Annotated in this window: 16 protein-coding genes; 8 read left to right on the top strand and 8 right to left on the bottom strand. The window is 69.8% G+C overall.

Annotated elements, in window-relative coordinates; all coding sequences use genetic code 11:
- Positions 1 to 10: 10 nt before the first annotated feature.
- Positions 11 to 859 carry a CBS domain-containing protein gene (locus DAERI_RS11555; RefSeq protein ID WP_165794181.1) on the top strand — a complete coding sequence of 283 codons (849 nt, stop codon included), beginning with the start codon at positions 11 to 13 and terminating at the stop codon, positions 857 to 859.
- 552 nt (positions 860 to 1,411) lie between these two features.
- Here DAERI_RS11555 and DAERI_RS11550 read toward each other — a convergent pair.
- The 7 genes from DAERI_RS11550 to DAERI_RS11520 form a co-directional block, all read right to left on the bottom strand.
- A complete protein-coding gene (locus tag DAERI_RS11550; protein ID WP_165794180.1) occupies positions 1,412 to 2,845 on the bottom strand; it encodes an FAD-binding oxidoreductase in 1,434 nt (477 codons plus the stop codon).
- A gap of 307 nt (positions 2,846 to 3,152) precedes the next feature.
- Entirely contained in the window at positions 3,153 to 4,625 is a 1,473-nt protein-coding gene (locus DAERI_RS11545; protein WP_103129575.1) for an arabinose isomerase, read from the bottom strand.
- A gap of 78 nt (positions 4,626 to 4,703) precedes the next feature.
- Positions 4,704 to 5,708 (bottom strand): rhamnose ABC transporter substrate-binding protein, encoded by a 1,005-nt coding sequence (gene rhaS, locus DAERI_RS11540; RefSeq protein WP_103129574.1) that lies wholly within the window; start codon positions 5,706 to 5,708, stop codon positions 4,704 to 4,706.
- A 51-nt stretch (positions 5,709 to 5,759) separates the two neighbouring features.
- Positions 5,760 to 6,746, bottom strand: a complete 987-nt coding sequence (locus tag DAERI_RS11535; RefSeq protein WP_103129573.1) for an ABC transporter permease — start codon at positions 6,744 to 6,746, stop codon at positions 5,760 to 5,762.
- Positions 6,743 to 7,762, bottom strand: coding sequence for an ABC transporter permease (locus DAERI_RS11530; RefSeq protein ID WP_235610352.1), 1,020 nt, complete (start codon positions 7,760 to 7,762; stop codon positions 6,743 to 6,745). The genes DAERI_RS11535 and DAERI_RS11530 overlap by 4 nt, the downstream gene beginning before the upstream one ends.
- Positions 7,759 to 9,282 (bottom strand): sugar ABC transporter ATP-binding protein, encoded by a 1,524-nt coding sequence (locus DAERI_RS11525; RefSeq protein WP_235610351.1) that lies wholly within the window; start codon positions 9,280 to 9,282, stop codon positions 7,759 to 7,761. Before DAERI_RS11525 ends, DAERI_RS11530 begins: the two co-directional genes overlap by 4 nt.
- Positions 9,275 to 9,625, bottom strand: coding sequence for an L-rhamnose mutarotase (locus tag DAERI_RS11520; RefSeq protein ID WP_103129571.1), 351 nt, complete (start codon positions 9,623 to 9,625; stop codon positions 9,275 to 9,277). The genes DAERI_RS11525 and DAERI_RS11520 overlap by 8 nt, the downstream gene beginning before the upstream one ends.
- A gap of 142 nt (positions 9,626 to 9,767) precedes the next feature.
- On the opposite strand from DAERI_RS11520, the gene DAERI_RS11515 reads away from it, so the two are divergent.
- Genes DAERI_RS11515 through DAERI_RS11485 form a run of 7 tightly spaced genes read left to right on the top strand, consistent with a single transcriptional unit; the run spans position 9,768 to position 18,248 of the window.
- Positions 9,768 to 10,553 carry a DeoR/GlpR family DNA-binding transcription regulator gene (locus DAERI_RS11515; protein ID WP_103129570.1) on the top strand — a complete coding sequence of 262 codons (786 nt, stop codon included), beginning with the start codon at positions 9,768 to 9,770 and terminating at the stop codon, positions 10,551 to 10,553.
- Complete coding sequence (gene rhaI, locus DAERI_RS11510) at positions 10,550 to 11,740, top strand: L-rhamnose isomerase (RefSeq protein ID WP_103129569.1); 1,191 nt, start codon at positions 10,550 to 10,552, stop codon at positions 11,738 to 11,740. Before DAERI_RS11515 ends, rhaI begins: the two co-directional genes overlap by 4 nt.
- Positions 11,741 to 11,783: 43 nt before the next feature.
- Positions 11,784 to 13,868, top strand: coding sequence for a bifunctional aldolase/short-chain dehydrogenase (locus DAERI_RS11505; protein ID WP_103129568.1), 2,085 nt, complete (start codon positions 11,784 to 11,786; stop codon positions 13,866 to 13,868).
- The gene (locus DAERI_RS11500) at positions 13,858 to 15,336 is read left to right on the top strand and encodes a rhamnulokinase (RefSeq protein WP_103129567.1); all 1,479 of its coding nucleotides are present in this window, start codon (positions 13,858 to 13,860) and stop codon (positions 15,334 to 15,336) included. Before DAERI_RS11505 ends, DAERI_RS11500 begins: the two co-directional genes overlap by 11 nt.
- A 31-nt stretch (positions 15,337 to 15,367) precedes the next feature.
- Positions 15,368 to 16,111 carry a (Fe-S)-binding protein gene (locus tag DAERI_RS11495; protein WP_103129602.1) on the top strand — a complete coding sequence of 248 codons (744 nt, stop codon included), beginning with the start codon at positions 15,368 to 15,370 and terminating at the stop codon, positions 16,109 to 16,111.
- Positions 16,108 to 17,607, top strand: a complete 1,500-nt coding sequence (locus tag DAERI_RS11490) for a LutB/LldF family L-lactate oxidation iron-sulfur protein (protein ID WP_201262744.1) — start codon at positions 16,108 to 16,110, stop codon at positions 17,605 to 17,607. Before DAERI_RS11495 ends, DAERI_RS11490 begins: the two co-directional genes overlap by 4 nt.
- On the top strand, positions 17,604 to 18,248 hold the full coding sequence (locus DAERI_RS11485) for a LutC/YkgG family protein (protein WP_103129566.1): 645 nt from the start codon (positions 17,604 to 17,606) through the stop codon (positions 18,246 to 18,248). Before DAERI_RS11490 ends, DAERI_RS11485 begins: the two co-directional genes overlap by 4 nt.
- Here DAERI_RS11485 and DAERI_RS11480 read toward each other — a convergent pair.
- Complete coding sequence (locus DAERI_RS11480) at positions 18,211 to 20,499, bottom strand: 3'-5' exonuclease (protein WP_103129565.1); 2,289 nt, start codon at positions 20,497 to 20,499, stop codon at positions 18,211 to 18,213. The two genes, DAERI_RS11485 and DAERI_RS11480, sit on opposite strands and share 38 nt — an antisense overlap.
- Positions 20,500 to 20,552 lie beyond the last annotated feature (53 nt).

Genomic DNA, 20,552 nt, shown 5'->3' with positions numbered 1-20,552 from the left:
GAGGACCACCATGCTCGTCAAAGACGCCATGCACCCCCGGGTCATCACGGCCAGCCCCTACGAGTCCCTGGCCGACATCGTCGTGAAGATGGAGACGCTGGGCGTGGGGCGCCTGCCGGTCGTTCACGAGGGGCGACTCACGGGGATCGTGACGCGCGGAGAGGTGGGGCGCTTCCTCCCCCCCCTGCACGCGGGCCTGACGCCCTGGCAGTTCGCGCACCGCGTGGGCAGCGTGCGGGTGGGCGAGGTCATGCGTCAACCCGTCCTCACCGCTCTAGCAGAGGACCCGCTGGAGCGCGCCATCCACGTGATGCTGGGGCGCCGGGTGGGCGGTCTGCCCGTGCTGGAGGAGGAGGGCGGCGACCTCGTCGGGATGCTCACGCTGACGGACGTGCTGCGCGCCGAGGCGCGGGCGCCCACCCTCCAGTGGGGCACCGTCGAGCGGCACATGACCCGCCAGACCGTCAGCACCCCGGCGGAGGCCCCGGCGAGCGAGGCCGCCGCCAAGCTCAAGATCAGCGGGCTGCGGGTGCTGCCCGTGCTGGATCAGGGGCGCCTGGTGGGCGTGCTGCACGAGCGCGACCTGAGCGAGGCGGCCCAGCGGGCGGGGGCGAGCCACGGGGATACGGTGCTGGGGGACCAGTTCTTCCTGGCGGGCAAGGCGGCGCGCGACCTGATGCGCCTGCCCCAGACCTACGTGCTCGAACACGCCCCCATGCGGAGCGCGATGACCCGGATGCTGGAGGCCGATGTCCACGGCTTGCCCGTGATCGACGGGGACGGCCACCTGCTGGGCGTGGTGACGATCAGCGACGTGCTGCGCACCCTCCTGGGCGAGCAGCGGGCCGATCAGGCCTGACAGATGGAGGAGGCATGGGAGCGGCACAGCGGCGCTCTCCCCCCTCCGTGCCGGGGATACGCTTCTTCAGGCGGGACGTGGGCAGGCTTTGATCCCCACGCCGTTCCGGCGCTGGAGGCTGCGCTGATGGGCTGATACCACTGCTTGGATGCCCCCTCACCCCTGGCTGCGCCAGGCCCTCTCCCACGGGGGGAGAGGGCCTGGCGCAGCCACAGAGGCAGGGGCTCAAGCGCGTTGTCCCTCGTTGAGATAAAAGCCCGGGGATGTGGGGGCGATGGTTCTCCCCCTGCCGCTCAGTGATGCACAGATTATTTCTTCCGCAACAGCAAAGTCGTGTCAGACGGTGAAAAAGCCCCTCCCCCTTGAGGGGGGAGGCCGGGTGGGGGTGAGCGGGCACGCCGTCCAGAGGCCAGTCAGGGTGTCCAAGCACGCCTCAGGAGAGGGACGCAAATGCCAGGCTGCCCTGGCTCAGCCAGCAAGGAAGGCGCCCAGCCACCACGCCGACCAGCCGGGAGCCCCCCAGGGCAGCTCCCGGCTCCGTTCGAACAGGATTCAGGCAGGTTGGAGGGCGGGGACGCCGGGCCTCACGTTGGCGTTGCGGGCGAAGACGTTTTCGGGGTCGTACTGGGCCTTCAGGGCGGCCAGGCGGGCGAGGACCCGCTCCCCGTAGACCTCCGCCGTGCGGTCCTCCTCGCCCAGGCCCAGGAAGTTGCCGTAGGTGCCGTCCGCGAAGGGCCTTACGGCGGCAAAGACGTGCTCGGTGGCCTGCCGGGTCAGATCGGCGACGGGGGCGGGCAGGTCGGCCGGGCAGGCGTGCGCGACCATCAGCAGGCCCGCCTTGTCGCGGTGGGCGAACGCGGTGCCGGAGGCGGGGATGCGGGCGAGTTCGCCCCCCAGGACGCGGAGCTGAACGTGCGTGCCGGGGTTGAAGGCGCCCATCGCCCCCTCCACGAGCGCGTCGAGGAAGGCCGCGTCCAGCCGCCGCACGAACTGGGCGCGGACGTAGTGGCGCAGGCCGCCCTGGCCCCCCTCGGCGTACATCTGGAGCAGGGCGGGGTACGGCATCGGGCCGATCAGGTCGAGGACGGGCGTGCCCAGGCGGCGCAGCGGGGCGACCACCCGCTCCCCTTCGGCGGGGTCACCGCTGTGACACACGGCCACCATCACGACGGGACGGCCCACGAGTTCGGCGGGGACGAAGGGCAGGGGGGGCGCGGCCATCAGGACGGCCTGGGTGGAGAGGTCGTCGGGGGCCGCCTGCGCGATTCGGGCGTACTCGCCCAGCACGTGCCGGGCGTCCGCGCCGTCGTACACGACCATGCCGCCGTAGACCGTGCCGCCCGGGTGCGCCTCGAACTCCAGGGCGGTGATCACGCCGAAGTTCGCCCCGCCGCCGCGCAGGCCCCAGAAGAGGTCGGGGTGTTCCGTGGCGCTCGCCCGTAGGAACTGCCCGTCCGCCGTCACGAGTTCCGCCGCGCGCAGGCAGTCGAGGGCCAGGCCGTGCTTGCGGACGAACCAGCCGATCCCGCCGCCCTGGGTCAGCCCCGCGACGCCCACGGTGGGTACGTCGCCCGCCGTGATGGCGAGGCCATGGGGATGCAGGTGGGCGGCGACCTCGCCCCAGGTCGCCCCCGCCTCGACGCGCACCCGGCGAGTTTCGGGCTCCACGGCAACGGCCCGCATCAGGGACAGGTCGATGACCACGCCGCGGTCCACCGTGCCGAACCCTGCCGGGCTGTGGCCGCCACCCCGCACGGCGAGGGGCAGGCGCTGGGTGCGGGCGAAGCGGACGGCGCGGGCCACGTCACCCGCATCGAGGGGCTGGACGATCAGGGCGGGAAAGGCGTCCGCGGCGGCGTTCCAGACCGCGCGGCGGGCGCCATACTCGCTGGCCTCGGACGTGATGGCGCGTCCGGCGAGGTTCAGGCGCAGTTCGAGCAGGGCGGCGGGGTTGACGGTGGGGCGGACGGGGGACAGTTCGGTCATGCGGGGGCCTCCTGGCCTGGGATTCGGGCAGGTGTTCCCGCCCGTCTGGCCCAGACCGTAATCGGGGCGGCGTGATTCGGGGCTGATCGGGTGCGGCCCCGGTGACCCCTGCCCTGCCCGCGCCATGAACGCGGGAGGCCCACCCACACGGCCTCCCACACCAATCAGGGGCTAGTCATGCCGTCCGCTCTGGGGGAGGCACCGACAGAGCAAACGCCGCCAACACGGAGAGTCGGCGGCGCGGGAAGGCCGGACGAACCACCGACAAGACGGCCAACCCCAGGAGGATGTAGGCCGTCTTCCCCCGTCAGCAGACCTGAACGGTTTGCAGGCCCAGAAGCGCGCCGAGCTTGTGGATGCGGTCGGCGACGTGGCCGACCCCGACGGCGCAGTGGTGGGCGGGACCCTGCGCGTTCCACGCGTCCACAAAGCGCCGCACCCCGGGTGGAAAGCGGTAGCGGCTGTTGGTGTTCCCGATCTCCAGAATCGGGCCGGGCACCGACTCCCCCTCGGCGACGAGCAGCTTCAAGGTGCCGCCCCGTTCCTCCACCACCGAGAGCAGGGTGACGGGGCCGTGCCGCACGGACATCTCCACGCTGAGGCCCCGCCCGACCTTGCCGTGGTACACCTCCAGCGGGCGCACCTTGGTTTTTCCCTGGGCGATGCGGGGATGACCCGGGCCGTCGTGCCCCATCAGCACCACGTCGTCGCGGAAGTCCAACGCGTAATACTCGGTGAAAGACCCGCCCACCCCGAGGGTGTCCATGATCTTCATGGCCTGGGCGTTCTTGACCTCGTACTCGCCCGCGACCGGAACGCCCCGCGCGGTGAGCAGCGAGCAGCCCAGGATCACCGAGCTGATCACGTCCTCGTGCTCGTGGCCGGGAACAGATCCGTAGAAGTAGGCGAGCGAGCCCAGGCCGTGCCGCTCCACCAGGCGGTCGAGGGCGACGGACGTGCGGGCGGCGCGTTCCAGTTCCGCCGGGTCGCAGTCGGGCTGGAGGTCGAACTCGGTCTCGAATTCACGGAGTTTGACCTGCACTTCGCCGTCGGTCACGCCCCGCCGGAGCTCTGCCAACTCGTCTATTTCGACGATCTGGAGGTGGGTGCCGAAGGTCGCGGCTTGCAGGGTCGTGTCGCTGTAGATGTCGAGCATCCCGTTGTAGTAGTGGCCCATCAGGCCCAGGCGGTTGTGCGCCATCACGTGCGCCACGCGGGCCGCGTCCAGCCAGGCGTTCACCTCCTCCCACACCTGGGGGTCGCCCTCGAGCACGCCGGTCACCTGATGGAAGGGAATGCCCGCCCGCGAAAAGACGTTGGCGATCTCGGGCACCGGGCAGGCCGAGCAGAAGGCCAGCCACTCGCCGGTCATGCGGGTGCGGTCCCCCAGCGCGTTGAAGCTCGCGTAATCGATGGCCGCCTCCGGCTGGAGGTTCAGGACGATCACCGGGACCCCTGCCCGCCGCACCACGGGCAGCACGGTCGAGGACAGCGCGTACGTCGTGACATACAGGAAGATCAGGTCCACGTCCGCCCGGCGAAAGGCGTGGCCCGCCGCGAGGGCCTTTTCAGGCGTGTCGATCAGGCCGAGGTTCACGACCTCCACGCCGGGGCGCCGGAGCCGCTCCTCCACCCGCGCCACGTACCCGCGCAGCCGCTCCTCCAGGCCGGGGAACTGGGGCCAGTACGTGTCCAGCCCGATGCCGAAGAGGCCGACTCTGAGGGGGGAAACGGGCGGCGTGCGGGCAGAGGTGGTCTGGATCGGGGTCGCGGTCGTCATGGGACTCCTCTGTGCGAAGGGCCGCCAGCGCCCGGGGTGGACGGCGGCGGCCAGCAGGAAGGTAAACGTATCCAGGATTCAGAAGTTGAACTTGTCGATGTTGCTCTTGTCGAAGGTGTAGGGCGGGCCGAGCACGATCTCGCCCTGCTTGCCGACGGTGTACTTGCCGAGCTTGCCCGCGGTGAAGGTCTCGCCCTGCTTGCCGGTGATCTGCCCCGAGGCGAGCGCGGCGGCGGCGTAGGTGGCGAGGTAGCCCAGGTCGGCCGGATTCCAGAGCTGGAAGGCGGTGACGGTGCCGTCCTTGACGAACTGGCGCATCTGGTTGGGGGTGCCCAGGCCGGTCAGGACGACCTTGCCCTTGCTCGGGCTGGTGGAGAGGTAGCGCGCCCCGGCGGAGATGCCGACCGTGGTGGGCGAAATGACGCCCCGCAGGTTGGGGTACGCCTGGATCAGGCCCTGCATCTCGGTGAAGGACTTCTGGTCGTCGTCGTTGCCGTAAGCGATCTTGACCAGCCGCATGTTCTTGTAGGCGGGCTTTTTCAGCTCCTCCTGCATCCACTTGATCCAGGTGTTCTGGTTCGTGGCGTTCGGCGTGGCCGAGAGGATGGCGATGTCGCCCTTGTAGCCGATCAGCTTGCCCAGGAGCTGCACCTGCGCCCGCCCGATGCCCTCGGAGTTCGCCTGGTTCACGAAGAGCGTGCGGCCCTCGGGGGCGGTGTCGGAGTCCATCGTGACGACCTTGACGCCCGATTGCATCGCCCGCTTCAGGTAGGGCAGCAGCGCGTTGGGGTCGTTCGCCGCGAGGATCAGGGCGTCCTGCCGCTGCGCGATGGCGGTGTTGATGTAGCTGACCTGCGTGGTGGCGCCCGCGTCGGAGGGGCCGACCACCTTGGCGTTCGCCCCGATCTCCTTGGCCGCCGCGAGGCCGCCGTTCGTCTCGATCACGTTGTAGGGGTTGTTGATGTTCTTGGGCAGCAGCGTGATCTTGAGGCCCTTTTTCAGGGTGGTCGTCTGGGCGAGGGCGACGGCCCCCAGGCCCAGCGTGACGGAGAGGGCGGACAGGATGAGTGCGCGGTGCTTCATAGGAACCTCCGGGGGAGTGGGGGCGGCAGGGGGAGGGCGGTGGGCGTCAGGTCATCCGGGTTCGCGCCGGAGCAGGGCACGGCGTTCGCGGGCGGCACGCACCCGGGCGAGCAGGTTGGGCACGAGGACGGACCCGATCAGCAGCAGGCCCGTCACGATGGTCAGAATTTCGTTGGACACGTCCACGATGGTCAGCGCGCCGTTGATGACGCCGATCAGGAACACCGCCGCCACCGCGCCCACCACGCTGCCGCGTCCGCCGAAGATGCTTACGCCGCCCAGCAGCACCGCCGCGATCACGCTGAGTTCCAGCCCGGCCCCGTTGTCCGCGCGGGCGCTGGAGAAGCGGAAGGTAAAGACGATGCCCGCCAGCGCGCTCATCAGGCCGGAGAGGACGAAGAGGATGAGCTTGACGCGCTCGACCCGCAATCCGGCAAAGCGCGCGGCGACCTCGTTCGCGCCGATGGCGTACAGGGAGCGCCCGAAGGCGGTGGCGTGGAGCACGACGGCGGTGATGAGGGCGAGGACCACGAAGAGGGCGATGGGGAGCGGAATCTGCGTGCCTGGAATATTCCCGAAGCCCAGGTTGGTGTACGTCTGCGGGAAGTCCGCGATGGCGCGGTCCCCGAGCATGGCGTACGCAAGGCCGCGGTACAGCGCCAGCGTGCCGATGGTCACCGCCAGCGAGGGCAGGCCCAGCCGGGTCACGAGCAGGCCGTTGAGCCCCCCCGCGAGCGCTCCGGCCCCCAGCACCAGGAGCAGCGCGAGCGGCATGGGCACGTGCGACGCCCACAGCAGCCCCAGCAGCGAGGAGCACATGCCCAGGATGCTCGCCACTGACAGGTCGATCTCGGCGACGATCACGAGCAGCGTCATCGTGAGGGCCATCAGCGCGACCTCGGCCAGGTTGGCGACGAGGAAGGACAGGTTGGAGGCGGTCAGGAAGTCGGGCGAGAGCAGGGCGCCGCCCAGCAGGGCCAGCACGACGAGCCCGAGGATGGTCGCCTCCCACCCCAGCGAGGCACGGAGTTGCTTCATCGGCGGCTCCCTTCCTGGAGGCGGCGGGCCGTGCGCCGGGCGAGCAGCGCGTCGACGGAGATGGCGAGGAGGAGCAGCGCGCCCTGAATGGCCTGCTGGTAGAAGGCGGGGGCACGCAGCGTCACGAGCGCCGAGCCGATCACGCCCAGCAGGAGCGCCCCGGTGCCCGCCCCGAGGAGTGTGCCCACGCCGCCGTTGATGCTGACGCCGCCCACGACCGCCGCCGCGATGACCTGGAGTTCCAGCCCCGTCCCCGCCGTCGCGTCCACCGTCCCGTAGCGCGCGAGGTACAGCACGCCCGCGAAGCCCGCGATGGCCCCGCTGAGGATGAAGCCCGTCATCGTCCGGCGGTTCACGTTCACGCCCGCAAGCGTGGCCGCTTCGGTATTGGAGCCGATGGCGTAATACTCACGCCCGCCCCGGTAACTGTTCAGGTAAATCCCGAAGCCGATCATCAAGGCGAGCACCAGCAGCACGAGGTTGGGCACGCCGAGAACGCTGCCGGTGGCGAAATTCAGGAAGGGGGCAGGTAGGTTCGCCGCGTTGATCTGCCTGCCGTGGACGATGGCGTAGTCGACCCCGCGGAACACGTACAGCGTCCCCAACGTGGCGACGAGCGCCGGAACCTTGCCGTAGGCGACGAGCCACCCGTTGACGCTCCCCAGGACCGCGCCGAGGAGCAGGCCGAAGAGCATCGCCAGCGGCACGGGTACGCCCGGGTACGCGACGAACAGCGAGCCCGTCAGGAAGGCGGTCAGGCCGACCACGCTGGAGACGCTCAGGTCCACATGGCGCATCAGCAGCACAATCGTCTGCCCCACCACCACGAGGGCGATGATCGCCACGTTGAGCAGCAGGTCCCGCAGGCTCTGGGCGCCCAGGAAGCGGGGGTTGATCGCCCCGGTGACCGCCAGCAGCAGCACGAGCAGCGCCACGAGCGTGAGTTCGCGCGCCCGCAGCAGGCGGGTCATGAGGCCGGGCGAGGCGGAGGTCGCGGGATGGGGCCGGGTGGTCACGCCGCTCCTCCAACCGGGACGGCCTGCCGCTGTCCGGTGGCGAGGCGCATCACGCCCTCCTCGTCCGCGCCCGCGTGCCCGACCTCGCCGACGAGTTCGCCCTCGCGCATGACCAGGATGCGGTCGGCCATGCCCAGCACCTCGGGCAGGTCGCTGGAGATCATCAGGACGGCGAGGCCGCTCGCGGCGAGTTCGGCGAGCGTTCGGTGGACTTCCGCCTTGGCCCCCACGTCGATCCCGCGCGTGGGCTCGTCCACGATCAGGGCGCGCGGGTTCGTGGCGAGCCACTTGGCGAGGACGACCTTCTGCTGGTTGCCGCCCGAGAGGGTGCTGACGGCGTCGGTGAGGCGGTGCGCCTTGAGCCGGAGTTTCGAGGTCCAGTCACTCGCGTTGCGTGCCTCGGCGGAGCGGTCCATCAGGAGGCCGCGCCGCAATCGGCCCAGGATGGCGAGGTTCGCGTTGCGCTCGATGCTGAGGTCCATCACCAGGCCCTGCTGGCGGCGGTCCTCGGGCACTAGACCAAGCCCGGCGGCCATTGCGGCGCGGGGATCGAGGGGTGGGATGACCTGCCCGCCGACCCGCACCTCGCCGCTCGTCCGGGGGTCAATCCCGAAGATGGCCCGCGCGACCTCCGAGCGACCTGCGCCCACCAGACCCGCCAGCGCCACGATTTCCCCGGCCCGCACGCTGAAGCTCACGTCATGGAATAGCCCGGGCTGGGTGAGGTGCCGCACGTCGAGCACCGTCTCGCCGGGGTGCGCCTCGCCGCGCGGGTACAGGTCGGTGAGGTGGCGCCCGACCATCTGGCGGACCACCCGGTCCGGGTCGTACTCGCGGATGGGGCCGGACGACACCCACGCCCCGTCGCGCAGGATGGTCACGCGCTGGCACTGGGCGAAGACCTCCTCCAATCGGTGCGTGATGAAGAGGATGGTGGCGCCGCGCGCCCGCAGTTGCCCCACCACCCGGAAGAGCCGCTCGGTCTCCTGGAGCGTGAGGGCGGCGGTCGGCTCGTCCATAACCAGGACGCGGGCGTTCAGGGACAGCGCCTTGGCGATCTCCACGAGTTGCTGGTCGGCGATGCTCAGGCCGCGCACGACGCGCGCCGGGTCAAGCGCCACGCCCAGGTCGCGCAGGATGCCCGCCACCCCCTCCCGCATCCGCCTCACGTCGATTCGCCCGCCCGGCCCGAGGGGCTGACGGCCCATCAGCACGTTCTCCGCCACGCTGAGGTCAGGGAACAGCGTGGGTTCCTGGTAGATGACCGCGACCCCCGCGTCCCGCGCCGCGGCAGGGTTGTGGAAGGTGCGGGGCTGACCGTCCACGAGGAGTTCGCCCCCGTCGGCCCGGTGAACGCCCGCCAGAATCTTGACCAGCGTGCTCTTGCCCGCCCCGTTCTCGCCCAGCAGGGCGTGCGCCTCGCCGGGGTACAGGTCGAGGCTCACGTCGGTGAGGGCGCGCACCGGACCGAAGCTCTTGCTGGCCTTCCTCAGGGAGAGGATGGGCTGGGGGTCAGTCAAGGTGAAACACCTCCTCCAGCCGCAGGAAGCCCTCATCGGGGTTCTTTCCGTCCAGGGCCTCGAAAAAGGGCGCCATCTCGGCCTGCCAGCGGGCGTTCACGTCCCGGGCCTGCATTCCGCTCAATGCGGCCTGAAGGTCCGGCGTCTCGAAGTAGCCGACGAGCAGCCCATCGTCCCGCAGGAACAGCGAGTAGTTGTGCCAGCCCGTCTCGCGCAGGGCCTGGAGCATGTCGGGCCACACCGCCTGGTGGCGTTCCCGGTACTCGGGGAGGCGCCCCGGCTTCACCTGGAGCAGGAAGCAGACACGTTGGAGCGGGGCCGTGGGCTGGGGGGTGGGCTGCACAGGGGTCTCCAGGACGTGGGGAGCCGTACCGGGGGCGGTACGCGGCGGGCTGCGGCTGTGGTTCTGAGGTTTATCTAACACTCTCCCGCTAAAAATTGCAAGCGCTTGTCAATTTTCGTTCGAATAGTGTTAAATTGGCAGCATGGTCACGGAAGCCCCCAGGGTGGGCGCGGAACGCCAGGAGCTGATCCTGCGCCGCGCCCTCGCCGAGCGCGTCGTCAGGATCAAGGACCTCGCGGCGGCGCTTGGCGTCCATGAGATGACGGTGCGCCGCGACCTCGACGCCCTTGCCGAGCAGGGGTTTCTGGAGCGCGTTCACGGCGGCGCCCGGATTCTGGAGAAGACGAGCGAGGAACTCAGCCACCACCTGCGCGCCGCGAAGAACACCGAGGCGAAGGAACTCATCGCCCGCGCCGCCCTGAGCCTGATTCAGGACGGGGACGTGGTCGCGCTCGACGCCAGCACCACGGTCCTGGCCCTCGCGCGCATCCTGCACGCCCGGCAGGTCACCGCCATCGTCACCAGCCTCGACGCGGCGAACGCGCTGGCGGCGAGCGGCGTCCCCTTCGCCATGGTCGGCGGGAACTTCCACGCGCCCGCCCGCTCCTTTGTCGGCGCCTTTTTCATGGAGATGATGTCGCGGCTGCACCCCGACAAGGTGTTCTTCTCGGCCAAGGCCTTCTCGCCCGAGACGGGCTTTACCGACCCGCACCTACCCGAGGTCGGCGCCAAGCAGAGCCTGATCCGGGCGGGGGGTACGCGCGTGGCCCTGCTCGACGCCAGCAAGTTTGGCCGCCGCGCGCTCGCCACCATCGCCACCCTCGATCAGGTGGACGTGCTCATCACCGACGCCCCCCCAGCCGAGGAAGTCCGCGCGGCCCTCGACGCCGCCGATGTCCACCTGACCGTTGCCAAGGAGCATGTGTGAACACCCACGACCTCTTCCAAGCCCTCGGTCAGCAGCGCATCGAGACGCCCTCGTGGGGGTACGGCAACTCCGGCACGCGGTTCAAGACCTTCGCCGCCCCCGGTGCGGCCCGCGATGTGCACGAGAAAATCGAGGACGCCGCCGAGGTCCACCGCCTGACCGGCATCGCGCCGAGCGTCGCCCTGCATATCCCCTGGGACGAGGTGGAGGATTACGCCGAACTGCGCCGCTTCGCCGAGTCGCGCGGGGTGAGCATCGGCGCGATCAACCCCAACGTCTTTCAGGACGATCCGTACAAGCTTGGGAGCATTGGGAACCCTGTTCCGAACGTGCGTGAGCGGGCCATCGCGCATCTCCTCGACTGCGTGGAGATCATGCGGCAGACGGGCTCCCGTGACCTCTCGCTGTGGTTTGCGGACGGCACCAACTACGCCGGGCAAGACGACCTGCGGGCGAGGAAGCGGCGCGTCCGGGAAGCCTTACAACGGGTTCACGACGCCCTGCCCGACGGAACCCGGATGCTCGTCGAGTACAAGCTATTCGAGCCTGCCTTCTACGCGACGGACCTGTTCGACTGGGGTGCGGCGTACGCGCACTGCTTGGCCATCGGGGACAAGGCGCAAGTCCTCGTGGACCTGGGGCACCACGCGCAGAGCGTGAACATCGAGCAGATCGTCGCGTTCCTGCTCGACGAGGGGCGGCTGGGCGGCTTTCACTTCAACGCGCGGCGCTACGCGGACGACGACCTGATCGTGGGCACGACCAACCCCTTCGAACTCTTCTGCATCTACGCGGAACTCGTGGCGGCGGAGCAAAGCAGCGACAACCTCACCCGGACCACCGCGCGGAACGTCGCGTACATGATCGATCAGAGCCACAACATCGAGCCCAAGGTGGAGGCGATGGTGCAGAGCGTCCTGAACTGCCAGGAAGCGTATGCAAAGGCCCTGTTGATCGACTGGGAACGACTCGCCGCCGCCCAACAGGCTGGGGACGTGCTGGAGGCCTACCGCACCCTGACCGACGCCTTCCGCACGGATGTTCGCCCTCTCCTCGCCGAGTGGCGCCGCTCGGAGGGCCTGCCGGAGGACCCCATCGTCGCCCACCGCACCAGCGGCTACCAGGCCAATGTCGCGGGCGAGCGGGGAACGGCTGCCGCAGGCGGAGGCTTCCCCGTCAAGAGCTGAGCCCGTCTCCGGCCCGCCCCCTCGCCCCCTTCCCGGAGGACCCATGACGACCACGCAGCCCAAGACCACGGTTCAGAACCGCTGGAACGACGCCGAGGCTCCGCAGAGTGACGGCCTCGCCGCCCTGACCTATCGCTCGCGCCTGCTCGGTTCTGACCGCACCCTCGTCAATATCTACGGCGGCAACACGAGCACGAAAAGCGTCGAGAAAGATCACCTCGGGCGCGACGTGACCGTGCTGTGGGTGAAGGGCTCGGGCTCGGACATCGCCTCCATCACCGAGAAGGGCTTCGCCGGGCTCAAGCTCGATGAGGTGCTGCCCCTCTTCGACCGCGTGGGCATGACGGACGAGGAGATGACGGCGTACCTGGAGCGCACCATCTTCGAACCGGGCCGTCCCCGCCAGAGCATCGAGACGTTGCTGCACGCCTTTGTTCCGGCCAAGCACGTGGACCACACCCACCCTGACGCGATCATCGCCATCGCCTGCACCCCGAATGGGCAGGAGATCATGCGCGAGATTTACGGGGACCGCGCGGCGTGGGTGAACTACATCCGCCCCGGCTTCACCCTCAGCCAGCAGATCGGCGCGGCGGTGCGGCAGAACCCGGGGCTGGAAGCGGTCGTGATGGGCAAGCACGGCCTGGTGACGTGGGGGGATACATCGAAGGACAGCTACGAGAACACCCTGCGGATCATCGGGGAAGCGCAGGCGTACCTGGACGCCCATCAGGAAGAGCAGCCGTTCGGGGGGACGCGGGTGCAGAGCGTGCCGGAGGACGAGGCGAATACCCTGCTGGCCGAAATCCTGCCCGTCCTGCGCGGGGCGATGAAGGGCGCGAGGCCCGTCATCCTGAACGTGGACCGCAGCCCGGAAGTGATGGAGTTCGTGGGCTCGAACGCGGCGGCGCAGCTCTCGCAGGTCGGCGCCGCGTGCCCGGATCACCTCGTGCATACCAAGCGGGTGCCGCTCTTCCTGAACTGGACGCCGGAGCAGGGCAAGGAGGCGCTCATCACGGCGGCTAAAGAAGGCGTCGAACGCTTCAAGGCCGAGTACGCGGCGTATTTCGAGGCGAACCGGGGCGAGGGGGACGTGATGTTCACCCCTAGCCCACGGGTTGTCCTCATTCCCGGGCTGGGCATGGTGAACAGCGGCCCCGACGCTCAGGGCGCGGACGTGTCCCGCCAGCTCTACCTGCGCGCCATCCAGGTCATGAAGAGCGCGAGCGCGCTGGGCGGCTTCGTCTCGCTGACCGCCGCCGAGTCCTACGCCGTCGAATACTGGCCGCTGGAACTGTACAAGCTCGCGCAGAAACCCGCTCCGAAGGTTCTGGAGGGGCATGTCGCTTTGGTAACCGGGGCCGCCAGCGGGATCGGCCGGGCCATCGCCAAACGGCTCGCGCAGGACGGCGCCCACATCGTCATCGCCGACCTGAACGCCCAGGGCGGGGGGCAGGTTGCTCAGGAGATCATCGGTGAGCGCGGGTATAAACGCGCCATCAGTGTCGGCATGAACGTCACGGATGAGGCGCAGGTGCAGAACGCCTACACCCAGGCCATCCTGAACTACGGCGGCGTGGATATCGTCGTGAACAACGCCGGGATCGCCTCCAGCGCCCCCATCGAGGACACGAGCCTGGAGATGTGGAACAAGAACCAGAACATCCTGTCGACCGGGTACTTTCTCGTGGCAAGAGAAGCGTTCAAGGTCCTGAAAGCGCAGAACACGGGCGGCAACCTCGTCTTCATCGGCTCCAAGAACTCCCTCGCCGCCGGGAAGAACGCCGCCGCGTACAGCGCCGCGAAGGCCGCCGAAGTTCACCTTGCCCGCTGCCTGGCCGAAGAGGGCGGGGCACACGGCATCCGGGTCAATTCCGTTCTGCCCGACGGGGTATTGGCGGGGTCGAGCATCTGGGACGGCAAATGGCGGGCCGAGCGCGCGGCGACGTACGGCATTGAACCGGATCAACTGGAGGAGTTCTACCGCCAGCGCAACACCCTCAAGCTGAACATCCTGCCCGAGGACATCGCCGAGGCGACCTTCTTCTTCGCCACGCCCGCCGCGAGCAAGACGACGGGCGGCATCCTGACCGTGGACGGCGGGGTGCCGGTCGCCTATGTCCGCTGAAGCCCTGCGACACGTCGCCATCGACCTGGGGGCCTCCGGCGGTCGGGTAGCGCTGGGGACCATTCAGGACGGGCGGCTGGCCGTGGAGGTGCTGCACCGCTTCCCGAACGGCGGGGTACTCGTGCGCGGCGGCCTGTACTGGGACGTGTTGGGGCTGTGGCGCGAAATCCTGCACGGCCTGCGCCTCGCTGCCGGGCACGGCCCCATTCATAGCGTCGGCGTGGATTCGTGGGCGGTGGACTATGCCCTGCTGGACGAGCACGACCTGTTGCTCGACGGCGTCCATCACTACCGGGACCGGCGGACGGACGGCGTGATGGAGGCCGTGACGGCCCGGGTGGGCCGCGAGGTGATCTACGGGGCGACAGGCATTCAATTCCTGCCCTTCAACACGGCATACCAGCTTGTCGCTCACGAACGGCAGGCGCCCGGCATCCTGCGCCGCGCCCGCCGCCTGCTGATGGTGCCGGACCTGCTGCACTTCTGGCTGTCGGGAAGGCAGGCCGGTGAGGTGACGAACGCGAGCACGACCCAGCTCTACGATCCCCGGCGGGGCGAGTGGGCCGCTCCCCTACTGGAGGCGCTGGGCATCCCCGCCGGGCTGCTTCCCACAGTTGTGCCGCCCGGCACCGTGCTGGGCGAGGTCACGCCGGAAGTCGCCCACGAGACAGGTCTGGCGGGAACGCGGGTGATCGCCCCGGCGACGCACGACACCGCCTCCGCCGTCGCCGCCGTTCCCGCCAGTGGAGAGGGTTGGGCCTACCTGTCGAGCGGCACCTGGTCCCTGGTAGGGGTCGAGACGCCCCGGCCCGTCCTCTCCCCCACCGCCCTGCGGTACAACCTGACGAACGAGGCCGGAGTGAACGGCACCACCCGTCTGCTGAAGAACGTCATGGGGCTGTGGACCATGCAGGAGTGCCGCCGCGCGTGGGGCAACCCCGATTTCGCCACCCTGTATGGGGACGCGGAACGGGTTCTGGAAGGTGGACCGCTGATCGATCCCGACGACCCGCGCTTCCTGCCCCCCGGGCTCGACATGCCCCAGCGTATTCAGGCCTATTGCGCGGAGACCGGCCAGGCCATCCCCCAGACGCCCGCCGAGATCACCCGCTGCGTGCTCGAAAGCCTCGCGCACCGCTGCGCCGAGGTGCTGGACGAGCTGGAGGAGGTCACGGGCGGGCGCGTCCTCACGCTGCATGTGGTCGGGGGGGGCGCGCAGATCGGCTTCCTGAATGGGCTCCTCGCGGACATCTCGGGGCGAACGGTCATCGCGGGGCCGGTCGAGGCCACCCTGCTGGGCAATCTGCTCGTGCAGGCGGAAGCGAGCGGCAGCATTCCCGGGGGTGGGCTGCGCGAGGTGGTCCGCGCGTCCGAGGTCCTGACCCATTTCGTCCCACAACCCGGGGGGCATGCCCTGCGGCGCGAGGCCTTCCGCCGCATCCGCGTGGGGCAGACCGTATCCTCGTGAGGAGCCCATTTCCCCCGAACGGAGCGTGTTCTTGACCATCGACCTGTTCATCACCTGCCTGAACGACGCGATGTTTCCCCGCACAGGGGAGGCGACGGTGAAATTGCTGGAACGTCTCGGCCATGAGGTCCGCTTCAATGAGGCGCAGACCTGCTGCGGCCAGATGCACTTCAACTCGGGGTATCAGGAGGACGCCCTGCGGCTGGTGCGGCATTTCGTCGAAACCTTCCGGGATGCGGAAGTGGTCGTCGCCCCCAGCGGTTCGTGCGTCGGGATGGTCCGCGACCTCTACCCGAGAGCGGCGGAATGGGCCGGGGACGAGGAACTGCTCGCGGAGGTGAACGCCCTCGCCCCCCGCGTCTTCGAACTCAGCGAATTCCTGGTGCGGCATCTCGGGGTGGAGGATGTGGGGGCGTACTACCCGCACCGGGTCACCTACCACCAGACCTGCCACGCGATGCGGATTCTGCGGGTGGGGGACGCGCCGCTCAGACTGCTGCGGAACGTCCGCGGCCTGAAACTCGCCGAACTCCCCGCCGTCGAGCAGTGCTGCGGCTTCGGGGGCACCTTCAGCGTGAAGAACCCGGAGACGAGCACCGCCATGCTGGCCGACAAGGTGCAGAGCGTCCTGAGCACGCGGGCGGAGGCCTGCACGGCGGGCGACAACTCCTGCCTGATGCACATCGGCGGGGGGCTGAGCCGACTACAGGCGGGCACCCGCACCGTCCACCTCGCCGAGATTCTGGCGAGCACCGAGGCGGAGGTGTTCGCGTGAGCGCCGGGGGCATCGTTCCCCGTCAGTCCTTTCAGGAGGCCGCCCGGGTCACCCTGGCAAACGCGCAGATGCGCCGCAACCTGGGGCACGCGACGACCACCATCCGGGAAAAGCGGCTCCGGGCCGTCTCCGAATTGCCGAACTGGGAGGAATTGCGGGACGAGGGCGCGGCCCTCAAGGACCATGTGCTGGCGAATCTGGGCGACTATCTGCTGGACCTGGAGGCGAGTGTCAAGCGCCGTGGCGGGCAGGTCCACTGGGCGCGGGACGCGGCGGAGGCGCGGGGGATCATCGCGGACATCGCCGCCTCGCACGGGGCTCGGGAGGTCATCAAGGTCAAGTCCATCACCACGGACGAGATCGAACTCAACGCGGGGCTCGCGGAGCGCGGCATCCACGCCATCGAGACCGACCTCGCGGAACTCATCGTGCAACTCGCCGAGGACCGCCCCAGCCACATCCTCGTCCCGGCGATCCACCGCAACCGGGCCGAAATCCGCGAGCTGTTCCGCCGCAAGCTCGGCGCGGAGGGGCTGACGGACGAGCCGAAACAGCTTGCCGAGGCCGCCCGTCTCTACCTGCGCGAAAAGTTCCTGACGACGAAGGTGGCCGTCTCGGGCGCCAACTTCGCGGTCGCTGAGAGCGGCACCGTCTGCATCGTGGAGTCCGAGGGCAACGGCCGGATGTGCCTGACGATGCCCGAGGTGCTCATCAGCGTCATGGGCCTGGAGAAGGTGTTGCCGACGTGGCAGGACATGGCCGTGTTCCTGCGCCTCCTGCCGCGCTCCTCCACCGCCGAGCGCATGAACCCCTACACCTCCTTCTGGTCGGGCGTCACGCCGGGCGACGGGCCGCGGGAATTCCACCTCGTCCTGCTCGACAACGGGCGGACGGACGTGCTGGCGGACGAGGTCGGACGGCAGACGCTGCGCTGCATCCGCTGCTCGGCGTGCCTGAACGTGTGCCCGGTGTACGAGCGGGCGGGCGGGCACGCCTACGGGAGCGTGTACCCCGGCCCCATCGGCGCGATCCTCACCCCGCAACTGCTGCACCTGGAGGACAAGAATGCGAACACCCTGCCCTGGGCGAGCAGTCTGTGCGGCGCGTGTTACGACGCCTGCCCGGTGAAGATCAATATTCCCGAGGTGCTGCTGTACCTGCGCGGCAAGATCACGGAAGAAAAACCCCTGAGTGCCGAGGCGATAGCGTTCAAGACCGCCGCCTGGGTGATGAGCGAGCCGCACCGCTTCGAGGGGGCGATCAAACTGGCACGCATGGGGCAGGGACCGCTGGTGAGGAACGGGGCCATCCACGCCCTGCCGGGGATGCTGGGGGGCTGGACCGAGTCCCGCGACCTGCCGCCCATCGCCGCGCAGTCCTTCCGCGAATGGTGGAGGAAACGCCCCGCCCCGGAGATGCGGGGAACCGACGGCGACGCGCAGACGAGCGAGGGCGAGCCCATCGCCCCCCAGCGTGAGGACGGGGTGCCCCTGTGAGCGCCGAGGCCAGGCTGGAGATCCTGACGCGCATCAACCGCGTGGGGGCAAGGGAAGCCGAGCCCCTCGTCCGCGCCCCCGTTCGCCCCTCCTCCCGCCCCCACGGGGAAGTCGTCGAGCAGTTTGCCGAACACGCCGCCGAGTACCGGGCGAATGTCGTGCGGGTGGGCGCGGGGGAGCTGCGGGAGGCCGTCCAAAATGTTCTGGCGGCTCGTGGAAGCGGGCATGTGGTCATTCCGCCCGACCTGCCCTCGGAATGGCTGCCCGCCGACCTATCCTTCACCCCCGACGAGCCCGGCGTCACGGACCTGACGGCGTTCGACGCGGTGGTGACGGGCATGGCAGTCGCTATCGCGGAGACTGGCACGGTCGTCCTCGACCACGGGCCGGGGCAGGGGCGGCGGGCGCTGACCCTCGTGCCCGATCATCACGTGTGCATCGTGCGGGAGGCGCAGGTGGTGGACAGCGTGCCGGAGGCGGTCGCGCGGCTGGAGGGCAGCGTCCGGGCGGGCCGTCCCCTGACCTGGATCAGCGGGCCGAGCGCGACCTCGGACATCGAACTCAGCCGGGTGGAGGGCGTTCACGGCCCCCGCGTCCTCGACCTCATCCTGGTGCGGGAGGACGAACCTCCCGTTCGCTGAACCCGGCGGGTGTCCAGATTGGCAGCATGGTCTCGAAGGGCTGGTCGAAGAGGCCCGGCTGGCCCCCGGCCTCGAAGAGTTGGCGGTAGTCCTCGGGCCGCAGCCCCTTGCGGAGCCGGGTGGCGTAGGCGCTCACCAGACACGCCGCGTAGTGGCCCACGTCGTAATCCCGGCCCCCCGGGTTGGTGTCGAGCGGCACCAGACCGACGCCCGCCCGGTGGTACAGGGTCACCCGTTCCCCGGCCCGCCAGGTCCGGCCTAGCCCATGTAGCGCCTCGTAGGCGGCCTCCCGCCGGGCGGAGCGGGTGGCTGCATAGGCCTCCGGGGTCTTGGTCAGGCGCACCCGGCTCGCCACGTCCGCGTTCGTAAAGGCGTGGTCAGCCAGGGCGCGCAGGGTGTCGAGGTACGCCACCCGCACCCCCGGCACGTCGCCGGACAGCAGACACCGTAGCGCACGGTGCAGGAAGGCCCGGCCGTACGCCTCCGTCCGGCTGGACTCGAAGGCGGCGCCGCGCAGTTCCAGCCGCCCGTCGTACCGCAGGAGGGCATAGTTCTTGACCTCGTGGCTGAGCATGGCCCTCGCTCGCCCGTCGAACTCCAGCGACACCCCGTCCGGCAACAGGGCGTCCACCTCGGCGATGAGCCCCCGCTCGTCCGCCTCCGTCCAGCCCTCGGGGGTGGAGAAGAACACGCCGTCGGTGTCCGCCTCGATCAGCGTCACGCCCCGCTCCTGCAGGGCACGGACCACCTGGCCCAGCACCTCGCGGCCCCGCCGGGTGATGCGGTCGGCGGCCTCCCGGTCGGCGAAGAGGGCGAGCCTTCCGGCCCCCAGGTAGCCGTAGCCCGAATTCACGACGAGCTTCATCGCGCTCTGCATGGCGTCGTGTTCGCCGGGGTCGCCCCTCCGCGCGGCGGCCTTGTGGTGCAGCCGCAGGGCGGTGAGGTGGTTCATCAGGTGCAGGAAGACCCCGAGGGGATCACACGCGGGGCCTATCCCCTCGGCGCGGATCAGGCTGGGATACATGCTGGCGATGTCGGCCTTGACCACCCGGGGCAGGACGCCCTCGGCGTAGAGGTGGACGGCGCCGCCCTGGTGGGGCGCGTCCGCGAAGGGCGGGTCAGCCGGGAGCGCGTGCCCGGCGTGCAGGTAGGCGCGGACCATCATGGGTTCGAGCATCCCGGTGGCGGTTCCCGCGTAGGGCAGGCGGTGGTAGGGCCTCGGGGCCATCTTCGCCAGCGCGAACGAGGGGGCGAGCACCCGCCGGGCAAGCGCGTCCACCTCCTGCACGTCCTGGAGGGCGTAGCGCCGCACAGTGGCGGGGTCGGTGCGGTACGTCTGCGCGATCTGGTCCCCCTCCAGGTACACCCGGCCCTCCGGGGCGATGCCGAAGAGTTGCGAGACGACCTTGAGCCCCGTGCTGGGCAGGTCCAGGCGGCGCACGGCGTCGATAGTGTCCAGCAGTTCGCGCCCCGCGCAGGCCCAGTGGGGGGAGGTGCGCCCGTCCTGGACCCGCCACACCCCGCTCGGTCCCCCCGGGCGCCCGAGGTTCACCTCCAACCCGTGCACCCCCGCCCGCCCAATCAGAAAGGGCAGGTCGAAGGCGTGGAGGTTGTGGTTCTCGATCACGTCCGGGTCGCGCTCCTGGATGGTCTCCAGCAGTTCCAGGATCAGGTCCGGTTCCCCCGCCGCCCGCCGGACTTCCAGCACCGCCTCGAAACCCCGGTTGTCGCGCACGGCGACCATGAAGATGCGCCCGGTCTCGGGGCTCAGGCTGGTCGTCTCCAAGTCGAACTGGAGGCGGTGCGGGTCGTCGAAGGTCATGCCCCCGAAATAGGTCCGGCCCGACGCTATGAGGTACTGCTCGGTGGGGCCGACCCCGTAGTACCCGCGCAGGTCGTGCAGGCTGGTGACCCGGCGGCCCAGGCGGCGGCAGGCGCCGGTCAGCACTGCCCGCCGCAGCGCCCGCCCGTCCCGCGCGCCCAGCAGGTAGCGCAGGCTGCCGGGCGAGCCGGGCAGTTCCTGCACGCTGAAGGGCGCCCCGTCATCGTCCCGTACCAGCCGCGCGCCGAGGTGTTCCACATCCAAGAGGTCACGCGCGTACAGCCAGGGGCGGAAGCGCGCCCGCTCCAGCACCACTCCCTCCCCCGTGCGCCGCCACACCAGCGCGCTCCCACCGAGGTCGGCATGGACAGAGACGATGCCGGGCGTCGGATCATGCCCGAAGACGATGGGGTTGGGTGGGGCGGTCACCTCGAACCTCAACCCGAGGTGGTCTGGGAATGCCGCGTCCAATTCCAACCAAG

This window comes from Deinococcus aerius (assembly GCF_002897375.1).
Classification (GTDB): domain Bacteria; phylum Deinococcota; class Deinococci; order Deinococcales; family Deinococcaceae; genus Deinococcus; species Deinococcus aerius.
Note: the sequence above shows the minus strand (reverse complement) of the source record. Positions and strands in the feature narration are given on the sequence as shown.